Below are 15,393 nucleotides of genomic sequence, written 5' to 3' on the forward strand. Positions count from 1 at the left end.
GACAGCCATGACCGATCCGCTGCCCGACCCTTTCGCGGGCCAGCCGGACTGGGCACCGCTGCCGCCCCGACCGATCGAGATCGTGCCCGCCACCGGCGGCGTCGAGCTGCGCGGGCGCCGGGTGCTGGTGGGGTTGGCCGGCCTGGGCTGGCGAGGAGATCTCCGGGCGGACGACCGCGTCGTCCAGGGCAGTCGCACCTACGTACCGGTCATTCCGGAACACGAGTGGTACCGCGCGGAGGCCGACCAGGTGGAGGTCTTCGCCCCGCTCGTGCCGGTGGACCGGGTCTGGGTGGAGACCGTCGGCGCCCGCCGGGAGCCGGCCGCCCGGGACGGTGACCGCCTCGTGTCGCTGGACGCCCCGGCCCGCCGAGCGCCGACACCGGTCTTCGAGGCCGACGCCGTCGCCGGCCGGCGGGTCGTGCACGTGGTCGACTCGGTCGAGCACCGGGACCTGCGTGCGGTCACCGAGACCTACTCCGGTGCCGAGGGCGACATCTGCGTCCGGATCACCCGGGAGATCGAGTGGTACCGGTGGGCCTGGCGCGGGCAGACACCCACCACCATGGAGGTTCCTGTCCATCTGCTTTGGATTGAATGAACCCGTCAGCCGACAGGTGCGGCATCGCAGACCCGCCACCCCTCCTGGTCCTGAACGTCAAAGGTCCAGGAGTCGGTAAGACTCTGTTGGACACCGTCGATCACGGCGCTTCGGCGGATGACAGCGGTGACGCGGGCTCGCGAGGCGCCATCCTTAGAGACCGCAACGTTCTCTATGTTGATCGAAAAGCCAACACCGAGTTCCCGCTCGCGCCGCTCGAGTTGAGCACGGAACTGCTCAACTGAAGACAGGGACCGCTTACACGTGAACAGCGCAGCTCGGTTCTCGTCGCGTGCCACGAGCGAGGCCTGCAGGTAGTTGACCACTGCGACGTCAGGTGAGCTGCGGTCGGGGGTGGTGGCGCGGTCGTACAGCAGGTAGCCGCCGACGATCCCGCCGAGCAGGAGCGCCGTCAGAACGGAGCCGACCACGGTGAGGATCGTGCGGAGCCGGCGGCGCGGCCGGACCGGTGCCGGCGTCGGGGTCGGCGGCGCCAGGTGGTCGGAGGGGGGCCGCTGCGCCGGTACCCGGGAGACCTGGGAACCGGCGGGGGGCTGCACTGATTCCACTCCCTGAGGCTATCGGCTGCCGACGGCAGACCCAATGCCTCAGATTTGGCGGATCGTGACGGACCCCTCCCCACCGGTGACATCCACAACAAACACCGGCGCACCGCCGCCGCACGTCCGTCGGGAGCGGGTCATCCTGGGTTACCGTCTCTGCGCGGGGAGGTGTTACCGACCTCGCGGAGGGGGTGGACGCGGTGGCCGGTCCGAGGGCGCGGGCGAGCCGGGCCGCCGCGCTGCACCGCCGGGCCGCCGCCACCGTGACGGCCGCCGCCGACGTCCTCGACGGCATCCGTCCCGTGCCCGCCGACCACGGCCGCCAGTACGAGCTGGCCAACCGTCTCCGCACCGCCGCCGGCCTGCTCGCGCCGGGGTGGGCGGGCGCCGCCCTGGAAACCCTGACTCCGTCCACTCCGGCCGGTGACGGTCCGCCGGCCTTCGTCCGGGTCGGCACCGCGGCGCCCCTCGACGACGCCCGCTTCCCTGCCCTGGTCCCGCTGGTCGGCACCGGGAACCTCGTGATCGACGCCGACGCCCGGGATCCCCGGGTGGCGGGCCTGCTGCGGGCCGTCCTGCTGCGGCTGCTGGCGGCCACGCCCGCCGGAGCGTTGCTGGTCCGGGCGGTGGACGCGACGGGCACGGCGCTGGCGTCGTTCGCGGCGCTGGCCGACGCCGGTCTCCTGCCGCCACCGGCGACGGACGTGGCCGGGCTGCGTGCGGTGCTGTCCGAGGCGGAGCAGTGGGTGGCGCCGGGTACGAGCGGCCGCCGCCGGCACGACCGCGCCCTGCTGCTGATGATCGCCGCGCTGCCCGATGGCACCGGGCCAACCGACCTGAGCCGCATCGAGGCTCTCGCCGAGCAGGGCGCCGCCAGCGGTCTGCACCTGCTCGTGGCGGGCTGGTCGGCCGGGCGGGCGCCGGTTCCGCGGGCGACTCCGCTCGCCGTCCGCACGGCGTACGCGCTGCTCGGGGACCCGCCGGGCACCTCCTTCGGCGGTCCGCGTACCCCCGGGCAGCGCGCCCCGGAGCAACGCACCGCCCAGGCCGGGCCGCCGGCCACCCGGAGCGGATCGCACACCCCGCCGGACGGGCCGGACACCGACCCTCCCGGCGGGCTGAACTCGCCGGTCTTCATCGAGCCGGATCCGCCCGCCGACCTCATCGAGAGGGTCTGCCGCCGACTGGCCGACCAGGTGGAGGCGGGTTCCCGACTGGCCCTGACGGATCTGCTTCCCGACCCGGCCGAGCCGCTCTGGACGGCGAGTTCGGTCGACGGCCTGTCGACGACGGTGGGGGACGCCGGCGGCCGGCCGGTGTCGTTGGGGTTCGCCGAGCTGACCCCGCACTGGCTGGTGAGCGGCCGGTCGGGGGCCGGTCGGTCGACCTTCCTCACGACCGCCCTGCTCGGCCTGACCGCCCGGTACGGTCCGGGCGACCTGGTCCTCTACCTGGCCGACCTCGGTGCCGGGGAGTCCTTCGCGGAGTTCCTCCAGACCGAACGTGACCGGTCCTGGATCCCCCAGGTACGGGCCGCCGCGATGGCCGCCGACCGGGAGTACGTGCTGGACCTGTTCGACCTCCTCGCGACCGAGGTGCGCCGCCGGGAGGAGGCGGCGGCGCGGGCCGGCGGGCAGCGCTACGCCGAACTTCGGCAGCACCGCGAGCTGCCCCGGGTCGTCTGTGTGGTGGACAACCTCCCGCTGCTGCTCACCGGGCGGGACCGGATCGCCACCGAGGCCGCCGCCCGGCTCGACGCCCTGGCCCGGGCGGGCCGGTCGTACGGGGTGCACCTGGTCCTGGCCGGCGAGGGTGACCTGGGCCTCGGCTCGCGGACCGACCGGGACTCGGTGCTCGGGCAGTTCCCGGTGCGGGTGGCGCTGCCGGGTGGCGGCGCGGTCCTCGAGCCGACCAACGACTCGGCCGCCGGGCTGCCGGTGGGCAGCGCGGTGGTCAACACGGCGGGTGGGCTCGGCGGGCCCCGGGGGGCGATTCGTGGGCACGAGCGGATGGTCCGCTTCCCCGATCCGCAGGACCATCCCGATGTGGTCGAGGGTCTGCGGCACCGGCTGTGGGAGGCCCGGCCGGAGCGGGCGGCGCCACCGGTCGTCTTCGCCGGGTACGCACGCCCGCTGCTCCGCAACGATCCCCGGTACCGGGCGGCGGTCGCCGGTGGGGCGGCGGGCTCGGCGGCGTTACTGGGCCGGGCGGTGGACGTGACCCGGTCGACGGTGGCGGTGCCGCTGGGGCCTTCGCCGGGCCGCAACCTGGCGGTGCTCGGTCCGGGCGCGGAGGCGGCCGGTCTGCTGGTCAACGCGGCGCGCAGCGTGGCCGCCCACCATCCGCCGGGCTCCGCGCGGTTCGTGGTGGTGACGCCCGAGGACGACAGCCGGCCGCTCGCCGAGGCGCTCACCGTCGAGTTGGCCGCGCGGCACCCGGTCGAGGCGGTCGGCCGCGCCGAGCTGGCGGCCGCCGTGGACGCGGGCGAACCGGCGTACCTGGTCGCCTTCGACCTGGACGGGCCGAGCGCTGAGCAGCTCCCGCCTGAGCGGCTCGGCGCGCTGCTCCGGGAGGGCCCGCCGGCTGGCCGGCACCTGCTGGGCCGGTGGCGCACGGTGCCGTCGTTCGCGTCCCTGCTCGAACCGGAGGGTGACGTGGCCAAACTCGCCGCCGTCGCGGTCGTGGACGTCCCCGGCGCGCAGCTCGCGACGATCTTCGGCCGGCCGGTGGACTGGCGTCCCCGGGAGGCTCGGGCGGCGCTCTGGGACGGGCACGGCGATCAGGGCGTCGTCCTGGTGCCGTTCGAGGTGGACGGAGCGCCGGCGTGAGCCGGGCACGCACCCGGGGTCCGGGGCCCGGCCAGCAGCGCACGGCTTCCGACGCAGCGGAGGACGTGGCGGAGGCGGTTCGCGAACCGGTCGGGGCGGCCTGGACGGACTACCTCGGGGCGGCCCGCCAGCTCGACGGCGTCCGCCGCGATGCCGCCACCGCGGCGGGCGAGCAGGCCCGCGCGGTCCAGGCCGCCCGGGAGGAGCTGGCCACGGTACGCACGCGGCTGGCGGCGCAGGAGGCGCGGTTGCGGGAGGCGGGCGTACCGCCGATCTCGCTGGTCCCGACGCCGCCGGAGCTGACCGAGGCGACCCGGTCGATGGCGAGCGGGCCGGCGGCGGTGCTGACCGCGCTGCGGGTTGCGCGCGCCCGGGTGGACGCGGCGGAGGCGGCGCTGGCCGCGCGTGGGCTGGTCGGCGCGGCCGGCTGGCCGACCGCCGCCCGCAACCTCCTCGTGTACGCCCCGCTGGCCCTCCTGGTGCCGGTTGTCCAGCTGGTGCTCCTTGTCGTCGCCGGGCCGGGCCCGGTGACCGTCGCCGCGCTGGTCGGCGGGCTGGCGATGCCGGCGGTGGCGTTCGGAGCGGCATGGTGGGGCGTCGGTCGGCTCTTCCCGCCGGGTGCCGGCGGCCGGCCGGACCGCACGCCGCGGCTGGGCGTCCTGGTCTGCCTGGTCCCGGCCGTCCTGACCAGCGCCGTACTCCTGCTGGCCCTGTTGGCCGGCTGACCGTCAGCGTGAGTTGATCAGGGCCATCGCCTCGGCGCGGGACTTCGCGTCCCGCTGCAGGGTGCCGCGCACCGCCGACGTGATGGTCTGCGCGCCGGCCTTCTGGATACCGCGCATCGCCATGCACATGTGCTCGCATTCGAGCACGACGATCACGCCACGCGGCTCCAACCGGTCCATCAGCAGGTCGGCGATCTGCGAGGTGAGTCGCTCCTGCACCTGCGGACGGCGCGCGAAGACCTCGACGAGGCGGGCCAGCTTGGACAGGCCGGTGATCCGGCCGTCCGGCCCGGGGATGTAGCCGATGTGCGCGCTGCCGCGGAACGGCAGCAGGTGGTGTTCGCAGAGGCTCATCACGTCGATGTCCCGGACCAGCACCAGTTCCTCGTGGTTGGCCTCGAAGGCCGTGGTGAGCACCTGGGCCGGGTCGACCCGGAGCCCGGCGAACAGTTCGGCGTACGCGCGGGCGACCCGGGCCGGAGTCTGCTGGAGCCCGTCGCGGTCCGGGTCCTCTCCGACGGCGATCAGGATCTCGCGTACGGCCTTCTCGATCCGGGCGAGGTCCATGGTCTCCTCGACCGGGCGGCCGGTGAGCTTGCCGCTGATGAGTCGGGCGGCGACGTAGTCCAGCGCCTCGTCGCCGTCCGGCTCGGTAGCGGAGGCGGCCAGCCCCCGGTGGGTGCTGGCCGCCGCGTCATCGGTGCTCAGTGTGGACCGTCCGAGTTGTTCGAGGCCGGGCCGCCGCCGACCGAAGCACCGTCGGCCTGGGCCTGCGCCTTGAGCGCCTCCTTCTCGGCCGGCGTGAGCACCGGCGGCTCGGTGGAGGGCTGACGCTTGCCGAAGCCGTTGTACGGGGCCATCGGCGGCCGCTTGGCCACCCGGGCGCAGATCCGGGCCATGTCCTGGGTGGACAGGGTCTCCTTCTCCATCAGCTCGAGCACGATGTTGTCGAGGACGTCCCGGTACTCGACCAGGATCTCCCAGGCCTCGTCGTGCGCCAGCTCGATCAGCGCCCGCATCTCGGCGTCGATCTCGGCGGCGACCGCGTCGGAGTAGTCCCGCTCGTGGCCCATGTTGCGGCCCAGGAACGGCTCGTCGCCGCTGGTGCCGTACTTGATCGCGCCGAGCTTGGAGCTCATGCCGTACTGCGTGATCATCGCGCGGGCCAGCTGGGTGGCTTTCTCGATGTCGTTGCCGGCGCCGGTGGTCGGCTCGTGGAACACCAGTTCCTCGGCGGCACGGCCGCCCAGCGCGTACGCCAGGGTGTCGACCATCTCGGCGCGGGTCTGGGTGTACTTGTCCTCGGTGGGGAGGACCAGGGTGTGGCCCAGCGACCGGCCCCGGGACAGGATCGTCACCTTGTGCACCGGGGCGGCGTGCGGCAGCGCCCAGGCGACCAGCGCGTGCCCACCCTCGTGGTACGCGGTGATCTTCTTCTCCTGGTCGCTCATCACCCGGGTGCGACGCTGCGGACCGGCGATCACCCGGTCGATCGACTCCTCCAGGGAGTCGTTGGTGATCGCCCGCTGGTCCTTGCGGGCGGTGAGCAGCGCGGCCTCGTTGATCACGTTGGCCAGGTCGGCGCCGCTGAAGCCCGGCGTGCGCCGTGCCACGGCGTCGAGGTCGACGTCCGGCGTGAACGGCTTGCCCTTGGCGTGCACCCGCAGGATGGCCTTGCGGCCCTCCATGTCCGGCGCGTCCACCGGGATCTGCCGGTCGAAGCGGCCCGGCCGCAGCAGCGCCGGGTCGAGGATGTCCGGCCGGTTGGTGGCGGCGATCAGGATGACGCCGCCCTTGACGTCGAAGCCGTCCATCTCGACGAGGAGCTGGTTGAGGGTCTGCTCGCGCTCGTCGTGGCCGCCGCCCATGCCGGCGCCGCGGTGGCGGCCGACGGCGTCGATCTCGTCGACGAAGACGATCGCCGGGGCGTTCGTCTTGGCCTGCTCGAACAGGTCCCGGACCCGGCTGGCGCCGACACCGACGAACATCTCGACGAAGTCGGAACCGGAGATCGAGTAGAACGGCACGCCGGCCTCGCCGGCGACCGCCCGGGCGAGCAGGGTCTTGCCGGTGCCGGGCGGGCCGAAGAGCAGCACGCCCTTGGGGATCTTGGCGCCCAGCGCCTGGTACTTCGCCGGGTTCTGCAGGAAGTCCTTGATCTCGTGCAGCTCCTCGACGGCCTCCTCGGCGCCGGCCACGTCGGCGAACGTGGTCTTCGGCGTGTCCTTGGTGATCATCTTGGCCTTGGACTTGCCGAAGTTGAGCACCCGGGAGCCGCCGCCCTGCATCTGCGACATGAAGAACAGCAGCAGGAGCACCAGCAGGGCGATGGGGAGCAGGTTGACCAGCAGGCTCACCCAGATGCTGTCGGACGACACCTTGGTGTCGGCCGGGCCGGTGACCCGGTTGTTCGCCTTGGCCTCGAGGACCTCGTTCCAGACCTCGTCACCGACCTCGTAGGGGAACTGGGCCTCGATCCGGTCGGTCTCGGTGTCACCGAACTTGACCTTCTCGGCCAGATCGAGCTGGATCGTCTGCTCCTTGTCCGCGAAGACGACCTTGTCGATCTTGGGCGTGCCGGTGTTGAGGTGGTCGAGCGCAACGGAAGTGTCCACCCGGTGGTAGCTGGGACCAGCGGTGAACAACTGACTGAGCACAACGGCGCCGAGGATGACCAGGATGATCCAGACCACCGGTCGGCGGAAGAAACGCGTACGTTCCATGCTGTTGTCGAGCGCCGTGACGCCCGCATCCTCCTGATCGACGTCCTGACCGTCTGATGGTGTCGCCGCCAGCGCGGCGGCCGAGCCGCCGTGCGGGCCGGCCTCGACCCCGGGGCGCCGAATCGCGCCACGGTTATTCGACGGTACACCGTTCGTGCCAGATGCGAGCTTGCCAGCCCGGCACTTACGCGTAGGGCGAACCAGGGTTTCGGCCGACGCGACGGGAGCTCCGCACCCGGCCACCCGACCGCCCGGTCACGCGGTTCGAGGGGTCGGGCGTGGAGGAAGCCTCCACGCCACCGGCCTCCACGGTAGTCCGGTTGCCTGAGAGTCCGCTGAACGTCGGCCGGCCCCCGCTACCGGGCGTAGACCTCGGGCTTGAGCACGCCGACGTAGGGCAGCTCGCGGTACCGCTCGCCGAAGTCGAGGCCGTAGCCGACGACGAACTCGGTCGGGATGTCGAAGCCGACGTACTTCACCTGGACCGGCACCTTCACCGCGTCCGGCTTGCGGAACAGCGCGACGACCTCGACGCTGGCCGCCGACCGGGACTCCAGGTAGCGCAGGAGCCAGGAGAGGGTCAGGCCGGAGTCGACGATGTCCTCGACCACGACCACGTGCCGGCCGGCGATGTCCCGGTCCAGGTCCTTGAGGATCCGCACCACGCCGGACGAGGTGGTGCCCTGGCCGTACGAGGAGACGGCCATGAACTCCAGTTCGGCCGGCGGGCCGTGCCGGCCCAGCGCCCGGGCGAAGTCGGCCATGAACATGACCGCGCCCTTGAGGACGCAGACGAGCAGCAGCCCGTCCTCGACGTCGGCGTAGTCCGCCGAGACCTGCTTGGCGAGCTCCGCCGTCTTCTCGCGGATCTGCGCCTCGGAGATGATCACGTGGTCGATGTCGGCGTCGTACCAGGAGCCGTCAGCCATGGCTCCTAGCCTGCCGTACGCCGGTTGGCCGTCGGCGGCGGGGCCGCCCCTTTCGGGCGCGGCCCCGCCCCGGATTTTTCGGACAACGGCCATCAGAACGCTCAGTGGGCCCGGGACCGCCAGCGGAAGCCGCCGTCGGTCGGCTTCCAGTCGGCCGAGTCCCGGCTGTCGGCGGTCAGGCCGGCGGCCGAGGCCGCCGCGAGCAGGACGAAGAAGAGCAGGAACAGCAAAAACTCCATGGCGGCGCTCACTTTCGCGAGGTTCGTATTGATTTCGCCGCCGGTGCGCACCGGACTGTCCCCAGTCTCCGCCGCGACCATCGCACCCGCCCAGTGGCAGGAATGCCACCCTGCCTCGAATTTCTGCCACCTCCTGGGTTACCCTCGTCACATGCTCCGTTCGGTCGCCGTCATCGCCCTGGACAACGTCGCCACGTTCGAGCTCGGCGTGCTGGCCGAGGTCTTCGGCACCGACCGCACCGCCGACGGCTTCCCCGGCTACCGGTTCTCCGTCTGCACCGTCGACGGAGGCCCGGTCCGCACCTCGTCGGGGTTCCAGCTCACACCGCACGCCGACCTGGCGCCGGTCGACGAGGCCGACCTGGTGGCCGTGCCGGCCCACACGCGGGGCACGCCGGTGCCAGCGGCGGCGCTCGACGCGCTCCGCCGGGTGGACGAGCGGGGCGCGTACGTGTTCAGTGTCTGCTCGGGCGCGTTCGTGCTGGGCGAGGCGGGGCTGCTCGACGGCCGGGAGTGCACGACCCACTGGAAGTACGTCGACGACCTGCAACGCCGGCACCCCGCCGCGAAGGTGCGGTGCAACTCGCTGTACGTCGCGGACGGGCGGCTGCTGACCAGCGCCGGCACCGCCGCCGGCATCGACGCCTGCCTGCACCTCGTCCGGCAGGAGCACGGTTCGGCCGTCGCCACCCGGCTGGCCCGCCGGATGGTGGTCCCCCCGCACCGCGACGGCGGGCAGTCGCAGTACATCGAGGCGCCGATCCCGAAGGCGCCCGAGGCGGCCACGCTGGAGCCCGTGCTGGAGTGGCTGATGGGTCACCTGGACCGGCCGCTGACCGTGGACGACCTCGCCGCCCGGGCCGAGATGGCACCCCGGACGTTCGCCCGGCGGTTCCGGGCCGAGACCGGCACCACGCCGCACGACTGGCTCACCAACCAGCGGGTGCTGCTGGCCCGGCGGCTGCTGGAGGAGACCCGGCTCACGGTCGACGAGGTCGCCGACCGGTCCGGCTTCTCCGACGCGGCGGCCCTGCGCCACCACTTCACCCGCCGGGTCGGCGCCACCCCGCACGCGTACCGCACCACCTTCCGGGACCGCACGCCGGCGCACTGATCCGGCTCCCCGACGCGCCGGTCAGCCGCCGGAACGACGGCCGCGCGCCGGACGTCAGAAGCCGGCGACGCTGCCGTCGACCCGGGACTCGGAGCCGGCGACGTACCCGCCCGCCGGGTGCCGCCAGATCGCCTGCCCGTACCCGAAGACCGACGGCTGGCCCGGGACGGCGACCTCGTGCCCCCGGGCGCGCAACCCCGCGACCAGGCCGGGCTCCGCCGCGAGACCGGGCTCGACGAGCAGCGTCCGCCCCACGTGCCAGTACCAGCGCGGCGCGTCCAGCGCCGCCTGCGGGTCGAGCCCCCGGTCGAGGGTGGCCGACAGGAGCTGCACGTGGCCCTGCGGCTGCATGTGCCCGCCCATCACCCCGAACGGGCCGACCGGGGCGTGGTCGCGGGTGAGGAAGCCCGGGATGATCGTGTGGAACGGGCGCTTCGCGGGCGCCACCACGTTCGGATGGTCCGGGTCGAGGCGGAAGCCCAGACCCCGGTTCTGCAGCGCGAAGCCGTACCCGGGCAGCACCACGTGCGAGCCGAACGCCAGGTAGGTGGACTGGATGAGGCTCACCATCATCCCGTCCGCGTCGGCGACGCAGAGGTAGACGGTGCCGCCCCGCTCCGGCTCACCCGCGACCGGATCACCGGCCCGGTCGGTGACCAACGCCCGCCGGGACGCGGCGTACGCCGGGTCGAGCAGCGCCTCCGTCGGCACGGCCGCCCGCTCCGGGTCCGCGACGTGGGCATGCGCGTCGGCGAAGCCGAGCTTGACCGCCTCGACCTGGCGGTGCAACCGCTCGGCCGGCGGTCCGGTGAGGTCCAGGCCGTCCAGGATCTGCAGGGCGAGCAGCGCGGCGAGCCCCTGACCGGGTGGGGGCAACTCCCACACCTCGTGCCCCCGGTAGCGGGCGTGCACCGGCGTCACCCAGGTCGAGGTGTGCCGGGCCAGGTCGGCACCGGTGAGCAGGCCACCGGTGCGGGCGGCGTGCGTGGCCAGCGCGTCGGCGATCTCACCCCGGTAGAAGTCGTCCGCGCCGGTCTCGGCGATCCGCCGCAGCGCCCGGGCCGCGTCCGGGTTGCGCCAGCGCTCACCCGGCCGCGGTGCCCGGCCGCCCGGGGCGAACACCCGGGTGAACTCCGCGTACTCCTCGCCGGTCAAGCCGGCGTGCCCGGCCAGCGCCCGTTCCCACGCCGCTGCCACCCCGGTGGAGACCGGGTGACCGTGCTCGGCGTACCCGATCGCGTCGGCGAACAGGTCGGCGAACGGCAGCGACCCGAACCGGGCGTGCAGGTCCCGCCAGCCGGCCGGGACGCCGGGCACGGTCACCGGCAACCAGCCCCGGGCCGGCATCGCCGCGCCCCGGCCCTGGGCGCCGCCGAGCGCGGCCGCCGGCTCGGCGCCCGCGCCACCGGTCGCGGCGAGCACCGCCTCGCGGGTCAGCGCCGCCGGGGACCGGCCGGAGGCGTTCAGCCCGTACAACCGGTCGCCGTCCCAGACGATCGCGAACAGGTCACCGCCGATGTCGTTGGACGGCGGCTGGACGACGGTCAGTGTGGTCGCGGTGGCCAGCGCCGCGTCGACGGCGTTGCCGCCGCGCCGCAGCACGGCCAGGCCGGCGGCCGCGGCGAGCGGGTGGCTCGTCGCTACCGCGCCGCGCGGGGCGAAGAGGGGCATGCGGGGGTACGCCATCCGCCATGTCTACCGCCTCCGGCGCTCCCGGTCACCCCGCGCCGATCTTCCACCGAGGCGGGTCAGCGGAGGCCGACCGCGGCGAGGCGGCCGTCGCGGCGGAGCACCCGGATCCCCCCGGGCAGGTACGCGGCACCCTGGCCGTGCCAGCCGCTGATCAGGGCCTCCAGCGCGGTCACGTGCCGGTACGACAACGCGGCCGGCGGCGCACCCAGCTCGCGGGCCCAGGCGTGCAGCACCCGTCCCCGCACGGCGGGCGCGAGCCCGGTCAGCGCGGGAACGGAGAGCCCGCCGTCCGGGTGGCGGACCTCGTCCAGCGCGGCGGTGGCGAGGTCGTCCAGGGCGGCGTTGTCGTCGGCGACCAGCCGGGCGGTGCGGGCCAGGTTGTCCAGCACGCCGGGCCCGAGCGCCCGCACCAGCGCCGGCAGCACGTCGGCCCGGATCCGGGCGCGGGCGTACGACGGATCGGCGTTGTGGGGGTCCTCCCACGGGGTGAGCCCCAGCATCGCGCACGCCTTGCGGGTCTGTTCCCGGCTCACCTCGAGCAGCGGCCGCAGCAGCGGCACCCCGTCCAGATCCCGCCGGGCCGGCATGCCGGCCAGCCCGCGCGGACCGGCGCCCCGCGCCAGCGCGAGCAGCACCGTCTCGGCCTGGTCGTCGCGGGTGTGCCCGACCAGCACCGCCGCCGCCCGGAGCCGGCCGGCGGCCTCGGCCAGCGCCTGGTAGCGGGCCTCGCGGGCGGCGGCCTCCGGTCCTCCGGGCCGGCCGGAGACGTCCACCCGGACCGCCTCGACCGGGGCGAAGCCCGTCTCGCGGGCCCACGCCGCCACGGCGGCGGCCCGCTCCGCGGAACCCGCCTGGAGGCCGTGGTCGACGGTCACCAGGCCGGCGGCACGGCCCAGGCGCGGTGCCACGAAGGCGGTGGCCGCGGCGAGCGCCAGCGAGTCGGCGCCTCCCGAACAGGCGACCAGCACCGGCCCCGGGCCGGGCAGCCCGGCCAACGCGCGGCGGACCGCGACCCGGATCGCGGCGACCGACGGGGCGAGCGCGGCCACGGGCGGGCGGTCAGCCGGCGGCCGGGATCGGGCCGGCCGGCCCGTGCACCCGGGCCACCCAGGCGTCCGGGTCGCCCAACTCCTCCAGCCGGGGCAGGGTCAGCGGTGAGGCGAAGATCCGGTTGAAGCCCTCCATGCCGACCCGGTCGACCACCCCGTGCACGAACTTGCGGCCCTCGGCGTACTGGCGCAGCTTGACGTCCACGCCGAGCAACCGGCGGATCGCCTTCTCCAGCGGGTTGCCCGACTCGCGGCGGCGGTTGAACGACGCCCGGATCCGTTCGACGCTGGGGATCACCTGGGGGCCCACGCCGTCCATCACGAACTCGGCGTGCCCCTCCAGCAGCGTCATCAGCGCGGTGAGCCGGTCGAGCACCGCCTTCTGGGCCGGGGTCTGGACGATGTCCAGCACGCTGGCGCGGCTCTCCGGGTCCTTCACGGCGTCCGAGAGGGTCGCCACGCCCCGGCGCAGCCGCTCGATCAGGTGGTCGCCACCGCTGGCGGAGGCGTCGACGAACGCCTGCACCTCGCTCAGGAAGTACGCCCGCATCCACGGCACGGCGGTGAACTGGGTGCGGTGGGTGACCTCGTGCAGGCAGACCCAGAGGCGGAAGTCCCGGGAATCCGCCTGCAGCTTCCGCTCCACCTCGACGATGTTGGGCGCGACGAGCAGCAGTTGGCCCGGCTCGCCGGAGAACACCTCGTACTGCCCGAGGACGCGGCCGGAGAGGTACGCCAGCACCGTCCCGGCCTGCACGCCGGTGATCCGGGAGCCGACCGCCTCGGTCAGCGTGCCGGGCTGCTTGTCCTTCGTGAGCCGGCCGACCAGGGGGCCGATGACCTCGCGCAGCCCGGCGATGTTGGTGGCCGCCCAGTCCCGCCGGTCCACCACGCGCACCGGCGGGTGCGGCACCTGCGACCGGAGCCCGGTGAAGTCGGCGACGTGCCCGGCCGCCTCGTCGGTCAACCGTCGCAGGTCGCTGACCACCTCGGTGGCCTCCGCGTACGACACGCGCGGGCCCGTCTTGCCCAGCGCCCCCGCGGTCGCGGCGGCCAGATCCCAGTCCACGAACTGCGCCATGGACCCACCGTACCCGCGCCGCCACAACCCGGCCCGGGCTCGCGACCCCGGCCCCGCGCCGCCGCGGGCCCGATCCGCCCCGCGCGGACGCGCGCACCGGCCCGGCACCGTCCCGGCCCCGGGAGCCCGCGTCCCGCGCCGTCGTCACCCGGCCCCGGCCCGGGCTCGCGTCCCGCGCCGTCGTCACCCGGCCCGGGCTCGGGGGCGGCGGCTCAGCGGCAACCGCAGGTGGCCAGCCGGGCGGCGATCCGGTCGAGCGCGGACCGGGCCGCCTCCAGCCCGTCGGCGGGCACCCGGTCGGTGAGCACGGCGAAGCTCAGGAGGCGGCCCTCGGCCGTGGTCACCACACCCGCGATCGCGTGCACCCCGGTCAGCGTGCCGGTCTTGGCCCGGACGACGCCGGCACCGGCCTTCGCCGCCGCGCCCGCGTACCGGTCGGCGAGGGTGCCCGACCAGGCGGCGACCGGCAGGCCGCCGAAGATCGCGGCCAGCTCAGGGCGGCTGCCGTCGCCGGCGAGCGCGATGAGATCGGTCAGCAGCGACGGGCTGATCCGGTTCTTACGGGACAGGCCGCTGCCGTCGGCCAGGGAGAGTTCGTCCGCCGGCAGCCCCAGCTCACCGGCGACCGCGTCCGTCGCCTTCGCCGCACCGGCGAACGACGCCGGCTCGTTCCGCGCCAGGGCGACCTGCCGGGCGAGGGCCTCGGCGATCACGTTGTCACTGTCGCTGATCATGATGTCGACCAGCCGCACCATCGGCAGCGACTGGACCACGCCCAGCTCGCTGCCGGGGGCGCCGGGCGTCGCGTCCGCGCCGGCCTCGGGCGCCTCGCCCCGGTTGACCGCGTCCGCCGGTACGCCCAGCAGCCGCGCGAAGGCCCGGCCCGCGGCGAGATCCGGCTGGTTGGACCGCTCCGCCGCGTGGTTGCCGTTGGCGTGGTCCTTCTTCGCCTGCTTCACGTCGCTGCGCGCGCCGTCGGTCATCAGCGCGGTGATCGTCGCGCCGTAGCCGCCGGTCGGGATGTCGTCGTCCCAGCCGGGCTCGTGCACGGGACCGGTGTACAGCGACGAGTCGACGACGACGCGCGTGGGCTCGGCGCCACCGAGTGCGGTCTTCACCTGCGCGGCCAGGTCGTCGAGGCGGGCCGCACCGGGATAGAAGCCGTTGCGGTCCACGGCGAGGGTCGGGTCGCCGCCGCCGACGAGCACCACCTCGCCCGGGGCCGACCCGGCGACCGCCCGGGTGGGGATCCGGTACCCGGGACCGCGCGCGGCGAGCACGGTCACGCCGGTGACCAGCTTCGTCACCGATGCGGGCACCGTGCCGTCGTCCGCGCCCCGGCCGTAGAGGGCCTCGCCGGTGGCGACGTCGGTCACCGAGACGTTGACCCGGTCGCCCAGCGCGTTCGCCCGCACCAGCGGGTCGAGCGCCGCGCGTACCCCGGCGGCCGTGGGCGGCGGTGCGTTCGGGTCGGTGGCGGCCAGGACCGGCACCGGCGCCGGCTCCGGGGTCTCCGCGGCGGCCTGCTCACCGGCCGGCTCGTCACCCAGCCAGTCCGCGACCGGGCCCGGGCGTACGACGACGACGCCGGCGGCGGCCAGGACGAGGACCAGCACCGAGGCCAGCACGACCGGCAGCAGCCGGCGGCTCCGGGGCGCGGGTACGGGTGCGGCGGCGGACGGCGACCCGGACGGCGGCGGCCCGGCGGACGGCGGCGGCCCGGACGGCGGCCGGGACGCGGCGGCCGCCCAGAGGTCGAGCGGCTCGGGGCGCGGGGTGCCGTTCGGCGTCACGGCGGCCCGGCCGTATCCCGAGCCGCCGGGGACGGGGCCGCCGCCCGGAACGGGAG

General features: G+C 74.8%; 13 protein-coding genes. 4 read left to right on the forward strand and 9 right to left on the reverse strand.

Annotated elements, in window-relative coordinates; all coding sequences use genetic code 11:
* Window positions 1–7 precede the first annotated feature (7 nt).
* Window positions 8–601 carry a hypothetical protein gene (locus EV376_RS03720; protein WP_130320756.1) on the forward strand — a complete coding sequence of 198 codons (594 nt, stop codon included), beginning with the start codon at window positions 8–10 and terminating at the stop codon, window positions 599–601.
* 5 nt (window positions 602–606) lie between these two features.
* On the opposite strand, the gene EV376_RS03725 is transcribed toward EV376_RS03720, so the two are convergent.
* Complete coding sequence (locus EV376_RS03725) at window positions 607–1,161, reverse strand: hypothetical protein (protein ID WP_130328508.1); 555 nt, start codon at window positions 1,159–1,161, stop codon at window positions 607–609.
* Between the two features lie 194 nt (window positions 1,162–1,355).
* On the opposite strand from EV376_RS03725, the gene EV376_RS03730 reads away from it, so the two are divergent.
* Window positions 1,356–3,992 carry an FtsK/SpoIIIE domain-containing protein gene (locus EV376_RS03730; protein WP_130320757.1) on the forward strand — a complete coding sequence of 879 codons (2,637 nt, stop codon included), beginning with the start codon at window positions 1,356–1,358 and terminating at the stop codon, window positions 3,990–3,992.
* Window positions 3,989–4,717, forward strand: a complete 729-nt coding sequence (locus tag EV376_RS03735; RefSeq protein WP_130320758.1) for a hypothetical protein — start codon at window positions 3,989–3,991, stop codon at window positions 4,715–4,717. The genes EV376_RS03730 and EV376_RS03735 overlap by 4 nt, the downstream gene beginning before the upstream one ends.
* Window positions 4,718–4,720: 3 nt before the next feature.
* Here EV376_RS03735 and folE read toward each other — a convergent pair whose 3' ends face one another.
* The 4 genes from folE to EV376_RS30055 form a co-directional block, all read right to left on the reverse strand.
* Complete coding sequence (gene folE / locus EV376_RS03740; RefSeq protein WP_130320759.1) at window positions 4,721–5,386, reverse strand: GTP cyclohydrolase I FolE; 666 nt, start codon at window positions 5,384–5,386, stop codon at window positions 4,721–4,723.
* Window positions 5,387–5,421: 35 nt separating this feature from the next.
* Window positions 5,422–7,440 (reverse strand): ATP-dependent zinc metalloprotease FtsH, encoded by a 2,019-nt coding sequence (gene ftsH / locus EV376_RS03745; RefSeq protein WP_130320760.1) that lies wholly within the window; start codon window positions 7,438–7,440, stop codon window positions 5,422–5,424.
* Between the two features lie 356 nt (window positions 7,441–7,796).
* Window positions 7,797–8,369 carry a hypoxanthine phosphoribosyltransferase gene (gene hpt, locus EV376_RS03750; protein ID WP_130320761.1) on the reverse strand — a complete coding sequence of 191 codons (573 nt, stop codon included), beginning with the start codon at window positions 8,367–8,369 and terminating at the stop codon, window positions 7,797–7,799.
* A gap of 101 nt (window positions 8,370–8,470) precedes the next feature.
* Window positions 8,471–8,608: a hypothetical protein gene (locus EV376_RS30055; protein ID WP_165437946.1), complete on the reverse strand. Its 138-nt coding sequence runs from the start codon at window positions 8,606–8,608 to the stop codon at window positions 8,471–8,473.
* 151 nt (window positions 8,609–8,759) lie between these two features.
* Here EV376_RS30055 and EV376_RS03755 point away from each other — a divergent pair, with 151 nt between their 5' ends.
* On the forward strand, window positions 8,760–9,722 hold the full coding sequence (locus tag EV376_RS03755; RefSeq protein ID WP_130320762.1) for a helix-turn-helix domain-containing protein: 963 nt from the start codon (window positions 8,760–8,762) through the stop codon (window positions 9,720–9,722).
* A gap of 54 nt (window positions 9,723–9,776) precedes the next feature.
* On the opposite strand, the gene EV376_RS03760 is transcribed toward EV376_RS03755, so the two are convergent.
* The 4 genes from EV376_RS03760 to dacB form a co-directional block, all read right to left on the reverse strand.
* On the reverse strand, window positions 9,777–11,408 hold the full coding sequence (locus tag EV376_RS03760; RefSeq protein ID WP_130320763.1) for a gamma-glutamyltransferase family protein: 1,632 nt from the start codon (window positions 11,406–11,408) through the stop codon (window positions 9,777–9,779).
* A gap of 62 nt (window positions 11,409–11,470) precedes the next feature.
* On the reverse strand, window positions 11,471–12,463 hold the full coding sequence (gene tilS / locus EV376_RS03765; RefSeq protein WP_130320764.1) for a tRNA lysidine(34) synthetase TilS: 993 nt from the start codon (window positions 12,461–12,463) through the stop codon (window positions 11,471–11,473).
* Window positions 12,464–12,473: 10 nt separating this feature from the next.
* Window positions 12,474–13,544: a zinc-dependent metalloprotease gene (locus tag EV376_RS03770; protein WP_130320765.1), complete on the reverse strand. Its 1,071-nt coding sequence runs from the start codon at window positions 13,542–13,544 to the stop codon at window positions 12,474–12,476.
* Between the two features lie 212 nt (window positions 13,545–13,756).
* Window positions 13,757–15,184 carry a D-alanyl-D-alanine carboxypeptidase/D-alanyl-D-alanine endopeptidase gene (dacB, locus tag EV376_RS03775; protein WP_486482858.1) on the reverse strand — a complete coding sequence of 476 codons (1,428 nt, stop codon included), beginning with the start codon at window positions 15,182–15,184 and terminating at the stop codon, window positions 13,757–13,759.
* Window positions 15,185–15,393 lie beyond the last annotated feature (209 nt).

The organism is Micromonospora sp. CNZ295, from assembly GCF_004217535.1.

What these genes read in the sequence shown, in the direction of transcription:
- hpt (WP_130320761.1), bottom strand. Translation starts at nt 8,369, where the DNA reads ATGGCTGACGGCTCCTGGTACGACGCCGACATCGACCACGTGATCATC.
- ftsH (WP_130320760.1), bottom strand. Translation starts at nt 7,440, where the DNA reads ATGGAACGTACGCGTTTCTTCCGCCGACCGGTGGTCTGGATCATCCTG.
- EV376_RS03770 (WP_130320765.1), bottom strand. Translation starts at nt 13,544, where the DNA reads ATGGCGCAGTTCGTGGACTGGGATCTGGCCGCCGCGACCGCGGGGGCG.
- EV376_RS03755 (WP_130320762.1), top strand. Translation starts at nt 8,760, where the DNA reads ATGCTCCGTTCGGTCGCCGTCATCGCCCTGGACAACGTCGCCACGTTC.
- EV376_RS03720 (WP_130320756.1), top strand. Translation starts at nt 8, where the DNA reads ATGACCGATCCGCTGCCCGACCCTTTCGCGGGCCAGCCGGACTGGGCA.
- EV376_RS03760 (WP_130320763.1), bottom strand. Translation starts at nt 11,408, where the DNA reads ATGGCGTACCCCCGCATGCCCCTCTTCGCCCCGCGCGGCGCGGTAGCG.
- EV376_RS30055 (WP_165437946.1), bottom strand. Translation starts at nt 8,608, where the DNA reads ATGGAGTTTTTGCTGTTCCTGCTCTTCTTCGTCCTGCTCGCGGCGGCC.